The sequence below is a fragment of the Niallia taxi genome (assembly GCF_032818155.1).
GTDB classification, from domain to species: Bacteria; Bacillota; Bacilli; order Bacillales; family Cytobacillaceae; genus Niallia; species Niallia taxi_A.
The window spans coordinates 134517-150543 of the sequence record NZ_CP102589.1; the positions used below are offsets into that span (position 1 = coordinate 134517).

At 38.6% G+C, this 16027-nt stretch carries 18 protein-coding genes; 1 reads left to right on the forward strand and 17 read right to left on the reverse strand.

The window, feature by feature from the left end:
• Window positions 1–18 precede the first annotated feature (18 nt).
• The 14 genes from NQZ71_RS00660 to acpS all read right to left on the reverse strand — a co-directional run bounded on the left by NQZ71_RS00660 (window position 19) and on the right by acpS (window position 11126).
• Window positions 19–2199, reverse strand: coding sequence for a Tex family protein (locus NQZ71_RS00660; RefSeq protein ID WP_317011182.1), 2181 nt, complete (start codon window positions 2197–2199; stop codon window positions 19–21).
• A 139-nt stretch (window positions 2200–2338) separates the two neighbouring features.
• Window positions 2339–2935: a PP2C family serine/threonine-protein phosphatase gene (locus NQZ71_RS00665; RefSeq protein WP_144457324.1), complete on the reverse strand. Its 597-nt coding sequence runs from the start codon at window positions 2933–2935 to the stop codon at window positions 2339–2341.
• Window positions 2932–3729, reverse strand: coding sequence for an RNA polymerase sigma factor SigB (sigB, locus tag NQZ71_RS00670; RefSeq protein WP_127740856.1), 798 nt, complete (start codon window positions 3727–3729; stop codon window positions 2932–2934). The genes NQZ71_RS00665 and sigB overlap by 4 nt, the downstream gene beginning before the upstream one ends.
• Window positions 3707–4180 (reverse strand): anti-sigma B factor RsbW, encoded by a 474-nt coding sequence (rsbW, locus tag NQZ71_RS00675; RefSeq protein ID WP_127740854.1) that lies wholly within the window; start codon window positions 4178–4180, stop codon window positions 3707–3709. Before rsbW ends, sigB begins: the two co-directional genes overlap by 23 nt.
• Window positions 4177–4509, reverse strand: a complete 333-nt coding sequence (locus NQZ71_RS00680; RefSeq protein ID WP_144457326.1) for an anti-sigma factor antagonist — start codon at window positions 4507–4509, stop codon at window positions 4177–4179. The genes rsbW and NQZ71_RS00680 overlap by 4 nt, the downstream gene beginning before the upstream one ends.
• A 57-nt stretch (window positions 4510–4566) precedes the next feature.
• Window positions 4567–5577: a PP2C family protein-serine/threonine phosphatase gene (locus NQZ71_RS00685; protein ID WP_144457328.1), complete on the reverse strand. Its 1011-nt coding sequence runs from the start codon at window positions 5575–5577 to the stop codon at window positions 4567–4569.
• Window positions 5578–5588: 11 nt separating this feature from the next.
• Window positions 5589–5990: an anti-sigma regulatory factor gene (locus tag NQZ71_RS00690; RefSeq protein ID WP_127740848.1), complete on the reverse strand. Its 402-nt coding sequence runs from the start codon at window positions 5988–5990 to the stop codon at window positions 5589–5591.
• Window positions 5991–5993: 3 nt separating this feature from the next.
• The gene (locus NQZ71_RS00695; protein ID WP_127740846.1) at window positions 5994–6350 is read right to left on the reverse strand and encodes an STAS domain-containing protein; all 357 of its coding nucleotides are present in this window, start codon (window positions 6348–6350) and stop codon (window positions 5994–5996) included.
• Between the two features lies 1 nt (window position 6351).
• The gene (locus NQZ71_RS00700; RefSeq protein WP_275009624.1) at window positions 6352–7170 is read right to left on the reverse strand and encodes an STAS domain-containing protein; all 819 of its coding nucleotides are present in this window, start codon (window positions 7168–7170) and stop codon (window positions 6352–6354) included.
• Window positions 7171–7451: 281 nt separating this feature from the next.
• Window positions 7452–7802, reverse strand: coding sequence for a type II toxin-antitoxin system endoribonuclease NdoA (ndoA, locus tag NQZ71_RS00705; protein ID WP_016201246.1), 351 nt, complete (start codon window positions 7800–7802; stop codon window positions 7452–7454).
• A 4-nt stretch (window positions 7803–7806) separates the two neighbouring features.
• Window positions 7807–8088 carry a CopG family ribbon-helix-helix protein gene (locus tag NQZ71_RS00710; protein WP_127740842.1) on the reverse strand — a complete coding sequence of 94 codons (282 nt, stop codon included), beginning with the start codon at window positions 8086–8088 and terminating at the stop codon, window positions 7807–7809.
• 237 nt (window positions 8089–8325) lie between these two features.
• Entirely contained in the window at window positions 8326–9480 is a 1155-nt protein-coding gene (alr, locus tag NQZ71_RS00715) for an alanine racemase (RefSeq protein WP_317011715.1), read from the reverse strand.
• A 146-nt stretch (window positions 9481–9626) separates the two neighbouring features.
• Window positions 9627–10637, reverse strand: a complete 1011-nt coding sequence (locus NQZ71_RS00720) for a LolA family protein (protein WP_144457332.1) — start codon at window positions 10635–10637, stop codon at window positions 9627–9629.
• Window positions 10638–10775: 138 nt separating this feature from the next.
• The gene (acpS, locus tag NQZ71_RS00725; RefSeq protein WP_127740838.1) at window positions 10776–11126 is read right to left on the reverse strand and encodes a holo-ACP synthase; all 351 of its coding nucleotides are present in this window, start codon (window positions 11124–11126) and stop codon (window positions 10776–10778) included.
• A 99-nt stretch (window positions 11127–11225) separates the two neighbouring features.
• Between acpS and NQZ71_RS00730 the strand changes: the two genes are divergently transcribed.
• Complete coding sequence (locus NQZ71_RS00730; protein WP_144457334.1) at window positions 11226–11948, forward strand: rhomboid family intramembrane serine protease; 723 nt, start codon at window positions 11226–11228, stop codon at window positions 11946–11948.
• Window positions 11949–11993: 45 nt separating this feature from the next.
• Here the strand turns inward: NQZ71_RS00730 and uvsE are convergent, their stop codons facing one another.
• The 3 genes from uvsE to NQZ71_RS00745 all read right to left on the reverse strand — a co-directional run bounded on the left by uvsE (window position 11994) and on the right by NQZ71_RS00745 (window position 15977).
• Window positions 11994–12959, reverse strand: a complete 966-nt coding sequence (gene uvsE, locus NQZ71_RS00735; protein WP_275009625.1) for a UV DNA damage repair endonuclease UvsE — start codon at window positions 12957–12959, stop codon at window positions 11994–11996.
• Between the two features lie 94 nt (window positions 12960–13053).
• Window positions 13054–14547 (reverse strand): degradosome RNA helicase CshA, encoded by a 1494-nt coding sequence (locus NQZ71_RS00740; protein WP_317011185.1) that lies wholly within the window; start codon window positions 14545–14547, stop codon window positions 13054–13056.
• A 737-nt stretch (window positions 14548–15284) separates the two neighbouring features.
• A complete protein-coding gene (locus NQZ71_RS00745; protein ID WP_317011186.1) occupies window positions 15285–15977 on the reverse strand; it encodes an alpha/beta hydrolase in 693 nt (230 codons plus the stop codon).
• Window positions 15978–16027: the final 50 nt, after the last annotated feature.

The following is a 16027-nucleotide window of genomic DNA, read 5'->3' on the forward strand; positions in this document are numbered from 1 at the left end:
CTTTTGTTCACTCTAATCTTATTTAGCGCTACTAGGAGGAAGCATCGTTAATGCAACTCGTCCTTTATTATGATCTATACCGTCAACCCAAACTGTAACAACATCCCCTACACTCACTATATCCAACGGGTGCTTAACAAATTTATTACTCAGCTTTGAAATGTGGACAAGGCCATCCTGCTTTACGCCTATATCAACGAAGGCTCCAAAATCAACTACATTTCTCACAGTACCTTGAAGCTCCATCCCTGCCTTTAAGTCCTCCAGCTTTAATACATCTGTTCTCAGCAAAGGTGCAGCCAACTCATCCCTCGGGTCACGGCTAGGACGCATTAACGCATCCACAATGTCACCTAAAGTCAACATACCAATAGCCAATTCCTCAGAAACCACCTTTATATCAAGAGTGCTCAATGCTTCCTTCATTTCAGCTGTCCCGATTTGCTTCGTGTCAAATCCGATTCTTTTCAGCAATGCCTTAACTTCATCATAGTGTTCTGGATGTATGCCTGTTCTGTCTAGCGGTTCATCCCCATCCATTATGCGCAGGAAACCGATTGCCTGTTCATAGGTTTTAGCACCAAGCCTCGGAATTTTCTTAAGCTGCTTTCTGTTTGTGAACTTTCCTTCCTCTTCTCTCTTTTTGACAACATTATTAGCAACAGCCTTTGAGAGACCTGCAACATATTGTAAAAGAGAAGAAGAAGCAGTATTAACATTTACACCGACTTTATTAACGCTTGTTTCAACAACAAAACCAAGAGACTCAGACAGTTTTTTCTGTGATACGTCATGCTGGTATTGACCGACCCCAACAGACTTAGGATCAATTTTCACAAGCTCAGCCAACGGGTCTTGAAGCCTTCTAGCAATAGAAACAGCACTTCTTTCCTCTACTTGAAAATTCGGAAACTCTTCTCTTGCTATTTCTGATGCTGAGTAAACACTTGCCCCTGCCTCATTGACAATTAAATAAAATATTTCCTCGTTTTGTTTTTTAATTTGTTCAGCAACAAATTGCTCTGTTTCTCTTGAGGCGGTTCCATTTCCAACAGCAACCATCTCTATCTTATATTTTGATAATAGCTCTTGGAATTTAGCTGCAGCTTCTTTTGCTTTGGAAACAGGCGGATGAGGATAGATAACTCCTATTTCGAGTACTTTTCCAGTTTCGTCCACAACTGCTAATTTACAACCTGTCCGATATGCTGGATCGACACCTAGCACCATCTTGCCTTTTAGTGGCGGCTGAAGCAGCAAGTTTCTAAGATTCTCTGAGAATATATGAATAGCTTGCTCTTCCGCTTTTTCTGTCAGCTCTCCTCTAAGCTCTCTCTCAATCGAAGGCTGAATCAATCTTTTATAGCTGTCTTCAATAGCTGCCTTTATTATGTTATTGGAAGCTGATTCTTGTTTCTTTAACCACTTTTTCTCCAAATAACTGATTACCAAATCAACAGGCGGCTTAATAGAAACCTTTAAGATATCTTCTTTTTCTCCTCGGTTCAGCGCTAATGTACGGTGTGGAACTATTTTATTTAAAGGCTCTTCATATTCATAGTACATCTCATATACATTCTTTTCATCCTTGTCAGCATCTTTCGCGGTTGTTGAAATAAGTCCTGATTGAAACGTTTTGTTTCGAATCCATTTTCTGCTTTCCGCATCATCTGATACCATCTCTGCAATAATATCTCTTGCCCCTGCAATTGCATCTTCCGCTGACAGTACCTCTTTCTCTTCCGATATGTATTTCGCTGCTTCTAGTTCGATTGGGGAACTGCTATTATGCTCAATCAGCCATTTAGCGAATGTCTCTAATCCCTTCTCCTTCGCAATAGTAGCCTTTGTTCTTCTCTTAAGCTTATACGGTCGGTATAAATCCTCTACTTCCTGAAGCTTAATAGAGGCTGAGATGCTTTTTCGCAGTTCTTCCGTCAATTTACCTTGTTCCTCTATCAGCCTTATTACTTCCTCTTTTCTCTGCTCCAAGTTCTGGATATAGTGATAACGGTCCATAATATCCTTTATTTGCACTTCATCCAAAGCTCCTGTTTGTTCTTTACGGTATCGAGCAATGAAAGGAACTGTATTTCCTTCCTCCAATAACGCAAGAACATTAGCGACTTGTTTTTTCGTAACTGATTGCTCCTTCGCAATCATGGATTGATAATCTTCTTTTATTAAAACCTTTTCCATACGAGCTACCACAGTCCTTCCTAATATGTATCAAAGAGAGTTGCTTCTTTCATATTACTATATATCACTTGAAATTATCTAACACTACTATCCATATTAAGGGATAATTATCGCTATAAAGACAAAAAAAAAGCTTACATTATAGCAAGCTTCCCAAAATAAAGGTAGAATCATCATCTGAATTATTATATTTTTGCGCAATTGTTTCTGCAATATTCCGTAACGGATTAAAGCCCTTCAACAAATCCTTTACCCCTTGAATATTATATCCATCTGAGTGAACAAGAAATTTCGAATAAGCTTCATAAGCAAAAGTTTGAGTATTATAAACTTGTGGTCTTCCTGAAAGATAACCTGTAACAGGAAGCGGATATGTGAGCTTTCCACTGGACGTGTACAGAAAGAAGCGAATATTTCCAACACAGCTGTACTTAATGCTTTTTATAGCATAATCCACCTTAAACACACACACAGCGGCACCTCTTTTCTTTACGAGGACCTTGTTTGCTAGCTCCATCAACTCCTCCACATCTGCAGTATGATTATTTCTAATCACATCTGCTACAGCTTCGGATGATTCATTAGCATATTCTCCGCTCCCTAGACCATCTGCCAGCACACAAATAAAGTATTCTTCTGTCGATAGAAAAAAATAGCTGTCACCACATAATGTTTTTCCTTGCTTATTCGTCTGATGTGCTAAAACTTGAATATTGGAGTCAGCTAAAGCTGTCATAGAATAAACTCCGAATTGCTGGACTCAGCATGAATTGCTTCTTGGAGCTTTTTAATTGCCCTTCTTTGCAGTCTAGAGACATGCATTTGGGAGATCCCGAGCTTGTCGCCAGCTTCTTTTTGGCTCATATTATCCAAGTATGTATATTGAATGATGCTCTTTTCCCTTTCACTCAATACATGCAGTACTTTTTCGAGCACGAGCTTTTGATTAACACGCTCAAAGCCTTTATCAACATCCCCAACAATATCAAGCAATGTCACCGTTCCACCTTCAGAATCTGCTTCGATAGAATGATCGACAGATAAAGCTTGATAGCTTTTGCCCATCTCCATTGCTTCTAGCACTTCTTCTTCAGATACTTCAAGATAATCGGCAATTTCGTTTACCTTTGGCGATCTTTGCAATTCAGTTGTTAAATGTTCTACAGTTTTCTTTATTTTCGGACCAATCTCTTTTATTCTTCTAGGAACATGAACACTCCATGTCTTATCTCGCAGGAATCTCTTTATTTCACCAATGATTGTCGGCACAGCAAATGCTTCAAAGCTTTTGCCAAAACTTTCGTCATATCTTCGGATAGCTCCAAGCAGTCCGATTATACCGACCTGACTTATATCTTCATGGAACATCTTACCCTTCGAGTACTTTCTTGCCAGCACCTCTACTAAGTCTCGATAGTTCATCACCAAAATATTCTGAGCTTCCTCATCCTGATCATTCTGGTATTTCTTAATAAGTTCATTAACTTCTTCTTTAGTTAATTGGCGCTTAGGTTGAGATTGTTTCGGCATCACTCTCCACCTGCTCTCCTTCAAGGTATTTCGTCATCAAGACTGTAACACCGTCATTATGATGAATTTTCACTTCGTCCATTAGTGTTTCAATCAGATAGAGTCCAAGGCCTCCTTCTCGAAGGAACTCAATCGACTCATCTTGATCGTATGGACCAATTTCTTTCGTTGTGCTGTCAAAGTCAAAGCTTTTTCCATTATCCGCAACAATAACCTCCAAACGGTCATTATATAAACGGAAGCCAATCAGCACTTCTCCTGCCTCTTTATTTTTATAGGCATGCTGTACTGCATTCGTACAAGCTTCACTTGTAGCGATTTTTAAATCCTCAATTTCATCATAGCTGAATCCCATTCTGCTAGCGATTCCGGAAAGGGTTAACCGGATTATACCTACATACTCTGGTTTAGAAGGGATTTTCATTTCGATATATTCAAAATGCTGACTCATTTAATCCCACCTTCAATCTTACTGTTTATGTCGATAATATCTGCCAAACCTGTGATTTCAAACAGCCTGATTAATCGTTCAGATAAACCAATTAGCTTAAATTCCCCATCGTGTGAACGGACATTTTTAAAGAGTCCCACAAAAACACCAAGGCCTGTGCTGTCCATATAATTCACATCTGATAAATCTATAGTCATCCTTACACCGTCTTTTTCAGAGAAGGAATAAATTCTTTCTTTTAATTTAGGCGCTGTATATGCGTCAATTTCACCAGCAACTTTAATCTCCACATCTAACTCTTTTTCGTTTACATCTATTACAATATTCATTAACGACCCACCTTTAACATTCTAATGTCTTAGATAAATACCCCATGCGCAGAAGGTTTAAACTTCTCTTTTAAAAATAATTAAAGTAAAATCATCTCTTAGCTGAAAATCCTGTATTTTAACAAGTTCTTTATAGACATTGTCAACAATTTCCTGCGCCTTCAAGTGAATATGTTTTTTTATGTAACCGATTAAAGTTTCCTTTTCTATAAAACCTTCTTCTGTCCTGCACTCAGTTACACCATCTGACATAAGGATAATCATATCGCCTATATCCATTTCTTTTTTGAACTGTTTATATTCGGCTTTTTTATCAACACCTAAAAGAAGGCCTTTTGCCTCTAAATCACTGAATTCCTCAGTTTTCGCCTCAAAAAAAAGTCCTGGCTCATGACCGGCAGAAGCATAATGAAAAATATGCGATTGCATTTCATAAACACCATAAAACATTGTAATGAACATGCTTGGATCAACATTTTGCTCGACTACACGATTCAGATTTCCCAACACCTTGGCAGGAATATTGCGGTTTTCCGGCAGACTGTCCATTGCGTATTTAATCATAGACATGCAAAGTGCTGCAGGGATACCTTTGCCGATAACATCGGCAATCGCAATATTAATATACTTATCCTCATCCTGTACAAAGTGATGATAATCACCATTCATCATTTTCGCAGGAACACTTATTGCACCTATATCAATGCTTTCCACATTCGGTATCTCCGTACTCAACAATGTCTGCTGAACATTAGAGGCAATCTCCATCTCACTTCTTAACTCCTGTTGGACATGACGTAGGCTTTGGTGCTCTCTATAGGCAAGACCATAGCCCATCATGACCTCCAGCAATATATCAAAGGATTTGACTACATGCTCCGGTAAATCCGGATAAAGATCAATCATTAAGTACTTATGTAAGCTAATGATATCTTCTGGTGAAATTTTATGTTCAATTGATTTCCTGCTGAACTTCTGCCCTTGATAAAGGGCTTGCTCAGATTCGTCTTTAATGTAACTGACAAGAAGATCTCGATATTTAGAATCCATCATTTCACGGAAGTCCATGGTCTCCCCCCTTATCTGAGCCACTTAATCGCTTGAATATCTGTTCCCTTTCCGACTTCTGTTTCAATTTGGAACTCATCCATCAGCCTTTTTACTCCAGGCAAACCAGCACCTAAGCCACCTGATGTAGAGAATCCGTCCTGCATGACCTGTCGCAAATCTTTAATGCCGGGACCACTGTCCACTGCACTTAATTTCAGGCCAAGCTTACCACTTTCAGAAAGCTTACTTATACATATTTGCCCCTGGCCGGCATACAAATATATGTTTCTAGCTAGCTCACTAATAGCCGTAGTTATTCTCGCCTGATCTACGGTACCGAACCCTAGCTCTTTTGCTACATTTCTTCCTAATTGACGAGCAGCTACGATGTCCCACTCGTTAACAATCTTTACGCAGGATTGGTCTCCCATAGGTCAATCCCCCAATTCCTGTTGTAATTTCTCCAAACCTTTTTCTAGATCTAGGGCAGTCAATACATCATTTAGACTAATCCCTAGTTCTACTAATGTAATTGCAACAGCAGGTTGAATTCCAGTAAGAACAACCTTAGCACCCATCAGCTTAGACATGCCGATAACGTCACCTAGTACCTTTGCAATAAATGAATCGATAAAATCAATCGAAGTTAAATCGATTACAACACCATTTGCGCTTGTTTCATGGATTTTGTTCAGCAAGTCCTCCTGAAACTGAAGGGCTGTTTGGTCATCTAATTCCCATTGAATAGAAACAAGCAAACAATCATGCAGCTTTAATATTGGTATTCTCACCTTATTCACCAATCCCAACCAACTTTCTGTTTGTATATTCTAAAGCTTTTTCCATGCCTTTTTTTAATGTGTTTTTTGTTTCAATTTGATCTAATTTAATGCCGAGATTAACAATGGTTTGCGCAATCTCTGGTCTTATACCAACAATCATGCTTTTTGCCCCAACTAAACGAACAGCTTGAACTGCTTGAATGATATGATGGGCAACCATCGTATCCACGACAGGAACGCCTGTAATATCTATAAGCACTACCACTGAACGATGCTTTACTACACCGTGGAGCAAATTCTCCATAATTTGTTTTGCTCGCTGTGTATCAATAGTACCAACAAGCGGCATTATCGTAATTCCGTCGAATACAGGGATTAATGGTGCAGACAATTCCTGTAACGCTATTTTTTGCAAGGAAAAGGTCCTCTCCCACGTATCGGAATATACTTCAACAATCCTTTGGCAAAGTGGATGAAGCCATTCATTCAAGACTTCCACCTGCTTATAAACATCTTCTGTACCTGGCGCTTTTATTTTCAGGTGATCCAGAATTACCTGTTCAAGCACCTGTATCCCCCGCACTAAAAAACTAAGCGGCCAATTATAACTGACAGCCTTTTCGATAAAAACAGGAAGATTGACATATCGCTCAGCACTTGGGGAATCCCCAAGAAGCAGGTTAGTAAATTCTTGACCCATTAAAAAAAAATCATTGTCGGAGATGATTTCGTGTAACTTCGTATCACCAGTCACCTGTAACTTGTTCAGCCAGTCAGAATGAATTTCTTTATGATTAGATTTCAAATAATCTATTAGTTCTTTTTTCAAGGTTCATCCTCCATTTTAACATATTTGGACGATAGTAATGGGGGTTTTTGCATATCAATCATTAGCAAATTTTTCATTACTTAATCCCTAGGACTGCAGATGTACCATTTTCATCATACTTTATTTTTTAAAGCGCTAATTACCGCTCCACACATCATTTAAAAAAGTCTATTTGACTTTTTTATTTACCCTTTATGTATTTTTCTAAACCAATTTTCTTAAAATACTTCGATTTTAACACAAAAAAAATACGCTCTTAAAAAAGAGCGCAACTATCCCTATTAAAATTCAATGAGACCCAAGCTTATTTGCAGAGCTTCATCTACTTTTTCCATCATTTCTTCATCAAGATGGGTGATTTTGTCCGTTAACCTCTGTTTATCTATCGTGCGAATTTGTTCTAAAAGAATTACTGAATCTCTCTCAAAACCATAGCGCTTCGCGTCAATTTCCACATGAGTCGGCAATTTAGCCTTTTGTATTTGAGCCGTAATTGCTGCAATAATGACTGTGGGACTGAACCGATTCCCGATGTCGTTTTGAATGACAAGTACAGGACGGACACCGCCTTGCTCTGAGCCAACAACTGGGGATAGGTCTGCAAAATAAACGTCACCACGTTTGACAATCAAAGGATTATCCTCCGCTAACTAGACGTTCTACTGTATGCTCTGCCTCATATTCTGCTAGAAAGCTTTCAGATGCAATGGATAAATTTAATTTTGCCATCTCCATGTAACCTCTTCTCATTGATTCGCGGATATGTCTCTTTTTCCGTTCTCTAAGGTACATTTTCGTTGCTTGATAAATAAATTCACTACGATTCACATTTTCTTGCTTTACGAAGCCGTCCAATTCAGATAATAAATGCTTTGGTAATTTTATCATGATCTCTGTCGTTGCGCTGGATTCAGACACAAACATACACCTCCACCATCACTACACACCATTTTTAGCTCTGTTTTTTTAATCATACCATTAATAACCCAATCTGCAAAGTCCATTCAGCAATTCTAATGTATTATCCGCCAAAAAATATAGGTTTTATGCATCTCTTGCGAATAAAGTTTAGACATTTATATTTTTTGTCACCTGCACATAAGGAAACCCCGGCAGCCTTTATTATCCTATTCTGCCTCAAATCACTACATTACTTTAATTTAGAAGGTTATTCACAATGCTATCCACTGCTCCATCCTTGAGATAGATTCTCGGGACCCTATTCGCAATGGTACAGGTTACTTCATAATTAATCGTATCAAGCTTTTTGGCAATCTCATTAACGGAAATGCACTGTTCCTGCTGCGTCCCTATTAAGGTAACCTTCGTTCCAACCGCTATTTCATGAGGCAGCCTTATCATACACTGGTCCATACAAACTCTTCCTACAATTGGAACCCTGACTCCATTTACCAGAACCTCTTGGCCTTGCAGCTTTCTAAGCCAGCCATCTGCATAACCGATTGGCAATGTCGCTATCCACTCGTCTTCCTTTGCTTCATATGTGGCACCATAGCTTACTTTATCACCTTTATGAAGCTTCTTTACTTGCACGATTTTTGTATGAAGTGAAAATGCTTCTTTTAATGAAAATGGCAGCATTTCTTTAATTTCCATGGAAGGAGTCAGACCATACATGGAAATTCCCAGCCGTACTCCATTGAAAGCAAGTTCTGGGTAAAGCAGCCCTGCCGCACTGTTGCTGCAATGTATAATGGGAGGCTTCGCTTTAAAGGAAGCTAATATGTCCGCAAATTTCTTTGCCTGTTCATTCAAGTAGCTGGAATTTTTCTCATCTGCTGTTGCAAAATGTGTATAAATTCCTTCCAAGATGAATTCTTGATGACACATGAGGAATTCTTCTATTTCTTTGACTTCCTGTTCTTTTCTAATCCCTAACCTCCCCATACCTGAGTCGATTTTAACATGGATTTTTATCTTGTTTCCTTGCAGACGCTCTGTCGCTCTTGTTAACCATTCTACGTCAAAAACGGTTAAAATAATGTCTTGTTTAGCAGCTACGAGAATATCAGCGGGCCTGCTTGCTCCAAGCACCAATATCGGTGCATCGATACCTGCATTTCTTAAAGCAAGTGCCTCATCCAAAAATGCTACGGCCAAATAATCTGCACCTGCAAGAAGAGCAGTGCGAGCTACCTCTACTGCACCATGGCCGTAACCATTAGCCTTCACGACTGCAAATAGCTTGCTGGCTTCCGCCATCCTGCTTCTCATGTTTTTTACATTCTCTTCTATATCGTCTAAATTTATTTCTGCCCAAGTATCACGAAAATACTCATTCTCTAGCATCAATGCTGACCTTCCTTCTCTCTTAACACGAAGTATGATAATTAATTATTCTATTGTTACTTTTGCTTGTCAATAAATCAACAATAGATTAGACCAGACGTAACGAAAAAACAGCCGAGTGTGGTACCACACTCGGCTGTTTTTTCTTATTTAATTGCTTCTCCCTGTACTGAACGAGCTATTTCCGCCATTTCAGCCTCTTCTAGCTCTGTCGAAGCGATAATATAATCTACTCCTTCATAAGTCCAGGAGAGTTTATTATTGGAAAGCGCTCCGATTGCAAAACCTAAATCCACAGGATTTCCTGTCATATTAATTGGTCCTGCAGTTGCTGGTGCTACTTCCGCTTTTTCTTGAATAATGGTGTATGATTTTTGTCCGTCATACGTCAATACTATCCGTTCTCCATCATCAGTTGCGACCTTTTTCTCCTCTACAAGGCTTGCTCCAAGTAAAGTTTCTGGGTATTTGACAGAGAATGAATCATCTCCATCCACTTCAGCCATAACAGGTACTGCAAGCTTTGCTGCAGTCATGCTCTTCTGCAAATCAAAATCAGCTTTGTCAAAGTTAACGTCAAATTTCACGTTGGAGAATTTGACAGTGACAAGTGCTTTCCCATCTGTATCCTTTACCTTCACACTGACAGGTGAAAGATCCTTTTTATTTAAAGTAATTTCCTGTGTAGGAAGCATCTTATTGTTTTGATATCTTGTCTTTGTTTCGAATACATAATATTTATCTGTAGAGGAAAATTTAGCATCCTTGTCTTCCTCAATATCCTTCACTAAGGACTCATAAAGATATGCTTGGCTGCTGTTTTCTGGCCAATCACTTTGAAACTTGAAGCTTTTATTTAATGCCGGTGTTAACACATACACACCTTCATCATTTCTTAAGATCATCTGGCTTTGATCTTTTTTCGCATTTTTTAAGTTCACCCTGTAATACGAGGGATCCTTATGCCAGATTTGAACATCATAGGTTTGAGGCTCTGTCCCCATTTGCAAGGTCATTTCAGCATCTGCCTTATAACCTTTTGTGGCAACCTTCTCGTCCAGATCCTTCAGGACATCTTCCTTAGATTTTGTTCCACAGGCAGTTAACATTACCATGACCGCTAGCCCCACAAATAGCAACCATAACTTCTTGTTCATCTTTTCAACTCCCTTATTCTCATTTCATCGATTAAGGAAAACAAGCCTAAGATTGCTGAACTTGTCTCCTATTGCTCTATGAATATATGAGACAACCTAAGGGATTATGCTTACCAACAGAAACAAGCTCTTCATTTTTTATTCTTCTATCACCACTTGGGCAAATGCATAATTACTGCTATGTGTAATAGAAAGGTGAACACCGTCCGCATAAGGCTTGTTTATATAAGGCTTACCTTTCTCATCTTGTCCAACTTCTATATCTAGAAAGCTAAGCCCTTTGCCAATCCCCGTTCCAACTGCTTTTGAAAAAGCCTCCTTTGCCGCAAATCTTCCAGCCAAAAACTCTAGCTTTCTTTTCCTTTGCAGTTTTTCATATTTTTCCAATTCCCGTTCTGTTAAAATTCTGTCAGCAAAGTGCGGCTTCCGTTCGAGAAGCTCCCCTATTCTGTTTAATTCCACTATATCTATCCCTATCCCCTTTATCATTAGTACACATCCTTCTAAATTCTTTTTTCTTGCATAAATTATTTGTATCTTACCCTGGCCATTAGCTATTATGAAACTAAGTAAAAAGGAGGTTTTTTATTGTTTACAAGAAGAGAAAGCTTTAAAGAGTATATTACTTTCTATCCTATTGTGTCTCTTATCCTGCTGGTTAACTTGCTTGTATACTTAGCAACATTTCTACCTGTTTTGCCAAATCAGCTTATTATGGAATCAATGGTAGGTGTGAATCTCTATATTGTGCAAGGTGAATGGTGGAGACTGATTACACCGATCTTTCTTCATACCGGCTTTTCCCATTTTTTATTTAATAGCTTCAGTATCTTTCTTTTTGGACCAGCCCTAGAGCGAGCCCTCGGTAAACCGAAGTTTCTGGCAGTATATTTGTTCACAGGTGTCCTGGCTAATATCGCCACTCTTGTAACAGAACCGCTCACCTTTTCCCATCTCGGGGCAAGCGGCAGCATTTTCGGCATGTTCGGCTACTATATTGCTTTAATTGTATTCCGCAAGGATATTATATCAAGGAATAATTCACAAGTAATCGGAACAATTGCTGCATTGAGCTTGATTATGACCTTTATCCAGCCCAATATCAACATTGGCGCCCATCTATTTGGCTTCTTATTCGGAGTCGCAGCAGGAAGCCTGCTAGAAGCAAAGGGGAAAAAAATCATCCCTTCCTATAAGGAAGAGTTTCTGCAATTGAGGGGAAGAATTCGTTCAAACAGAAAACCGCCAGCAAAGACGCTGACGATTTGGGCAATTATTATAGCACTTGCTTTAATTGGCCTTTTCCGTTAACTATAAATGCATTGCCCTTTTTCTTATGTAACCAGTACTATACCCTTACCTTAAGGTAAAGGTTGATTGGTCACTAAATTCCGCCCTCCCTGTTTTTTGGAGGTCTTTTGCTAACTGAAAAAGGGCATTGTCCTTCGCTTTTGCTTCTATCATGCAATGAATTTCCGGCAGTGTACCATTTACAGTCTCCAAAAACCGCATAAACATATCAACATCTATATATTCAGCATGTGCCCGAAATTCTGTTTCGGAGCGCGGACTCGAAATATGCATCTTAAGCGGCAGCGGAGAATTCTCCCAAGTAGCAGTCATCCTTGGCCATTGCTCCTCCCATTGATTGTCCTCGTTATTAGCAAAATGATGATGTAAATCAAATACAAACGGTACTCCTAGTTTTTCACATAAATACAGAGTGTCATTGACAGTAAAGGTAGTATCATCATTTTCAAGGATAATCATTTTTTGCAGCTTTTCAGGAACAAATCCCCAGTTGGTAATAAACTGCTCAAGAGCTCCTTCCTTATCGTCATGCGCTCCTCCCACATGTAGCACACATCTGTGTTCTGTATCAATTTTCATCCCCTTAAGCAGCCGCTCATGAACAGACAGGGTTTTAAGAGAGGCTTTCAAAATATCTGCATTCGCATTGTTCAAAACAACAAAGTGATCTGGATGAAAATCTACCCGCATGGAATGTTTTTTCACCCACTCTCCCAACACCAATAAATTTTCCTTTAACGGACGCATAAAGTTCCAGCCCTGAAGCTCCGGATGGTTCGCTAAGGGAATTAACTTAGAGCTGAAACGGAAGAAATGAATATTATTACCTGCATTATGCTTTAAAAGCCTTAAGCAATTTTCCAAATTACTTATAGAAATTCTTTCAAGCTTTCGGATAGCAGCCTCCCTATTTGCAATTTGAGAGAATTGTTTATATGTCATCGTTTGGGACGGAGATGCATTTTGCAGATTTTGACTCATCGCCACATATCCTAATTTAAATATAGTCAATTGGCTAACATCCTTCCTCATAAGCCTTTTACTTAGTATGCACCAGAAAAAACATAAAAAACCCCTATGAAAAGCCTTCATAGGGGGGATTCTATTATCTATATGAGTTGGATTTGGAATAACTGCTGCTGGATTGACCTGATCTTTTATTACTGTAACCTTGTCTTTGGCGGGAATTAGAATTAGAACCTGAGTTACTATAGCTCTTCTTGCCTTTATATCCTCCACCGCTGTTGTTACGATCATTAAACTTACGGTCGCGTCTTTGTGGAAGCGGCTTTTCTTCAGTCAATCTGACAGGAGTTGTATCCGGCTCTTTTGTCAGCATTTTCAAGACAGCAGCTACAACAGTAGAAGCATCCTTCTGTTTTAATAATTCGTCTGCTGTGGACTTATAAGAATCAAGATTATTTTCATCAATAATGTTCATGATTTTTTCCATTACAGCTTTTTGTTGACCTTCAATTGCTTGATCAACAGTAGGCGGGATCAATTTCTCCATCTTTTTATTTGTCACTTTTTCGACAACTTGAAGATATGATCTTTCGCGGTATGTGATAAAGGTAATTGCCATCCCTTCTTTACCAGCTCTTCCTGTTCTTCCGATACGGTGAACATAACTTTCTGGGTCTTGAGGGATATCAAAGTTGTAAACATGCGTAACTCCAGAAATATCCAAACCACGGGCAGCAACATCAGTAGCTACAAGAACATCGATTGTACCTTCTTTAAATTTGCGCAAAACAGACATACGCTTCGCTTGGCTCAAATCACCATGAATGCCTTCTGCTGTATAACCGCGCAGGTTCAAAGCTTCAGACAGCTCATCAACACGGCGTTTTGTGCGGCCGAAAATGATTGCCAATTCAGGGGATTGTATATCCAATAATCTTGTTAGAATGTCAAACTTAGTTTTTTCCTGTGTCTCTACATAAAATTGTTCAATAAGCGGAGTTGTCATTTCTTTTGCTTTTACTTTAACAACCTGTGGCTCCTTCATGAAGCGTTCTGCCATTCTTCTGATTTGCGGAGGCATTGTAGCAGAGAATAATAATGTTTGTCTTTCTTCCGGAATCTTAGAAAGAATTGATTCTATATCATCAATGAATCCCATATTCAGCATTTCATCTGCTTCATCTAAAATAACAGTTGACACATTATCTAATCGAAGTGTTTTTCTGTTGATATGATCAAGTATTCGGCCTGGAGTACCTACAATAATATGCGGGTTCTTCTTAAGTGCACGGATTTGACGATTGATGTCTTGACCACCGAAAATAGACAATACTCTCGTACGCTTCCCGAAACCGATTTTATACAGTTCTTCCGATACTTGAATTGCTAATTCTCTTGTTGGCGCAATGATAATCCCTTGTACGACGTCACTGCTTATATCCACTTTATCCACTAACGGCACACCGAAAGCTGCTGTTTTTCCTGTACCAGTTTGCGCCTGACCAATCAAGTCCTTGTTTTGAAGGCTCAAAGGAATTGTTTCAGCTTGAATAGGAGTTGCTTCCTCAAACCCCATTCTATTTAATGATTTCATCGTCGCAGAACTGATCCCTAAATCTTGAAACTTAACCAATATATTCAAACTCCTTCTAGTCATTAAAAATATCCACGGTATAATGGTCTATCCCATTAATAACCATTGTATGTACCCCATTTTCCCCATCAATGAAACATATATAAATGGTTTGACCCTCCACTTTATCCGTTTTTTCCCCAAACAGTTAATGAATTACACTAAACTACGTATATTATTTTCATGAATGCATAAGTTTTTGTGGATTATAATCATCACTTGAAATTAATAAGGAGAAACTCCGAGGCTATATGCTTTTTTTCTCAAGTTATGAGATACTGTTCAACCAATTTAAATAGGAGAAATATTTCAAATGACTCTATAAATTTTTATAGCTAGCTACAACTGAAAAGTCAGCCAAAGACAGAGAAATTTTGAACACAATATGCGAACATTTCCCGTATATAAAGTGAGCAAAACAAGGAACGTCAAGCTGGATAATTTCTCTCTATTTGACTGCTTTTTATTCTATATAATCATTGTGCCTTTTTCAGTATATCCATTTAACCTTTTTTCATAATGCTTTTAAAAATAATCTTATCACTTACAATATCGGTTTGCAATAATGTGGAAGTTCAAAAGCCAAGTTTCTGTCTCGGTTTTAAAACCCTCCTCAAGGCTTGCTGTTAACAGCTGCAGCAGCATATTTTTATTGAAACCAGTAAAAAAATAGGATATTAATCCTATCATTTTTTCCTGCAGTAAACATACTTAAGATACAGAATAAAACAACTTCATTAAGATAAAAAATTTAATATTTGTGAAAAAAGAGCTTTATTATCCTCACAATGGCAGATTAAATGCTTAGAATTCTTCATATAAACAATTTCTTTCTTTTTTGCTTTAATTGTTTGATATAAGTAATCAGCGCTTTTTAGAGGCACTATACCATCGCAGTCTCCTTGTGCAATAAAGGTTGGAATTGTGACACTTTCCAGAAGCGGCTTAATATGTCGTACAAGTTTTCTAAACTGAATAGTGGCAGAAAGAGGCGTTGTTTTGATTTTATAGGAATAACGGTTAAACAATTCATTTTCAAACAATTTTCCGTTACAAAGATCTCTACACATATTGATTATATCTGCCCTTAATTGTTTAGGATTAATATAAAAGGCTGCAGCGCTCAACAGCACAAGTTTTTTGACAGGATAACGAGCAGCTAAATAGCTTGCAATCATTCCTCCCATTGAAAAGCCAATCACATAGACTTCCTCATGTCTTTCTAACAATTCCTCCAATGCCCTTTCGGCGCAGTGAATCCACTCATTAAAGGAGACCCCTTTTAATTGCAAAAGTTCACCGTGACCTGGTAACACTGGCATGGCACATTCCCAATCCGTATGTTCTCGCAGGTACTCAGCCAGCGGCTCCACCTCTTTTGGAGCTCCAGTAAATCCGTGTATACATAAACAAGCAGTCAATGTTAACACCACCAATAGTTTTTGTTTACATTTTACACTATTAAACTAAAAATTACACT

Coding starts and splice junctions, on each gene's coding strand:
- NQZ71_RS00660 (WP_317011182.1), bottom strand. CDS start 2,199: ATGGAAAAGGTTTTAATAAAAGAAGATTATCAATCCATGATTGCGAAG.
- NQZ71_RS00665 (WP_144457324.1), bottom strand. CDS start 2,935: ATGACAGCTTTAGCTGACTCCAATATTCAAGTTTTAGCACATCAGACG.
- sigB (WP_127740856.1), bottom strand. CDS start 3,729: ATGCCGAAACAATCTCAACCTAAGCGCCAATTAACTAAAGAAGAAGTT.
- rsbW (WP_127740854.1), bottom strand. CDS start 4,180: ATGAGTCAGCATTTTGAATATATCGAAATGAAAATCCCTTCTAAACCA.
- NQZ71_RS00680 (WP_144457326.1), bottom strand. CDS start 4,509: ATGAATATTGTAATAGATGTAAACGAAAAAGAGTTAGATGTGGAGATT.
- NQZ71_RS00685 (WP_144457328.1), bottom strand. CDS start 5,577: ATGGACTTCCGTGAAATGATGGATTCTAAATATCGAGATCTTCTTGTC.
- NQZ71_RS00690 (WP_127740848.1), bottom strand. CDS start 5,990: ATGGGAGACCAATCCTGCGTAAAGATTGTTAACGAGTGGGACATCGTA.
- alr (WP_317011715.1), bottom strand. CDS start 9,480: ATGCTAGAGAATGAGTATTTTCGTGATACTTGGGCAGAAATAAATTTA.
- NQZ71_RS00720 (WP_144457332.1), bottom strand. CDS start 10,637: ATGAACAAGAAGTTATGGTTGCTATTTGTGGGGCTAGCGGTCATGGTA.
- acpS (WP_127740838.1), bottom strand. CDS start 11,126: ATGATAAAGGGGATAGGGATAGATATAGTGGAATTAAACAGAATAGGG.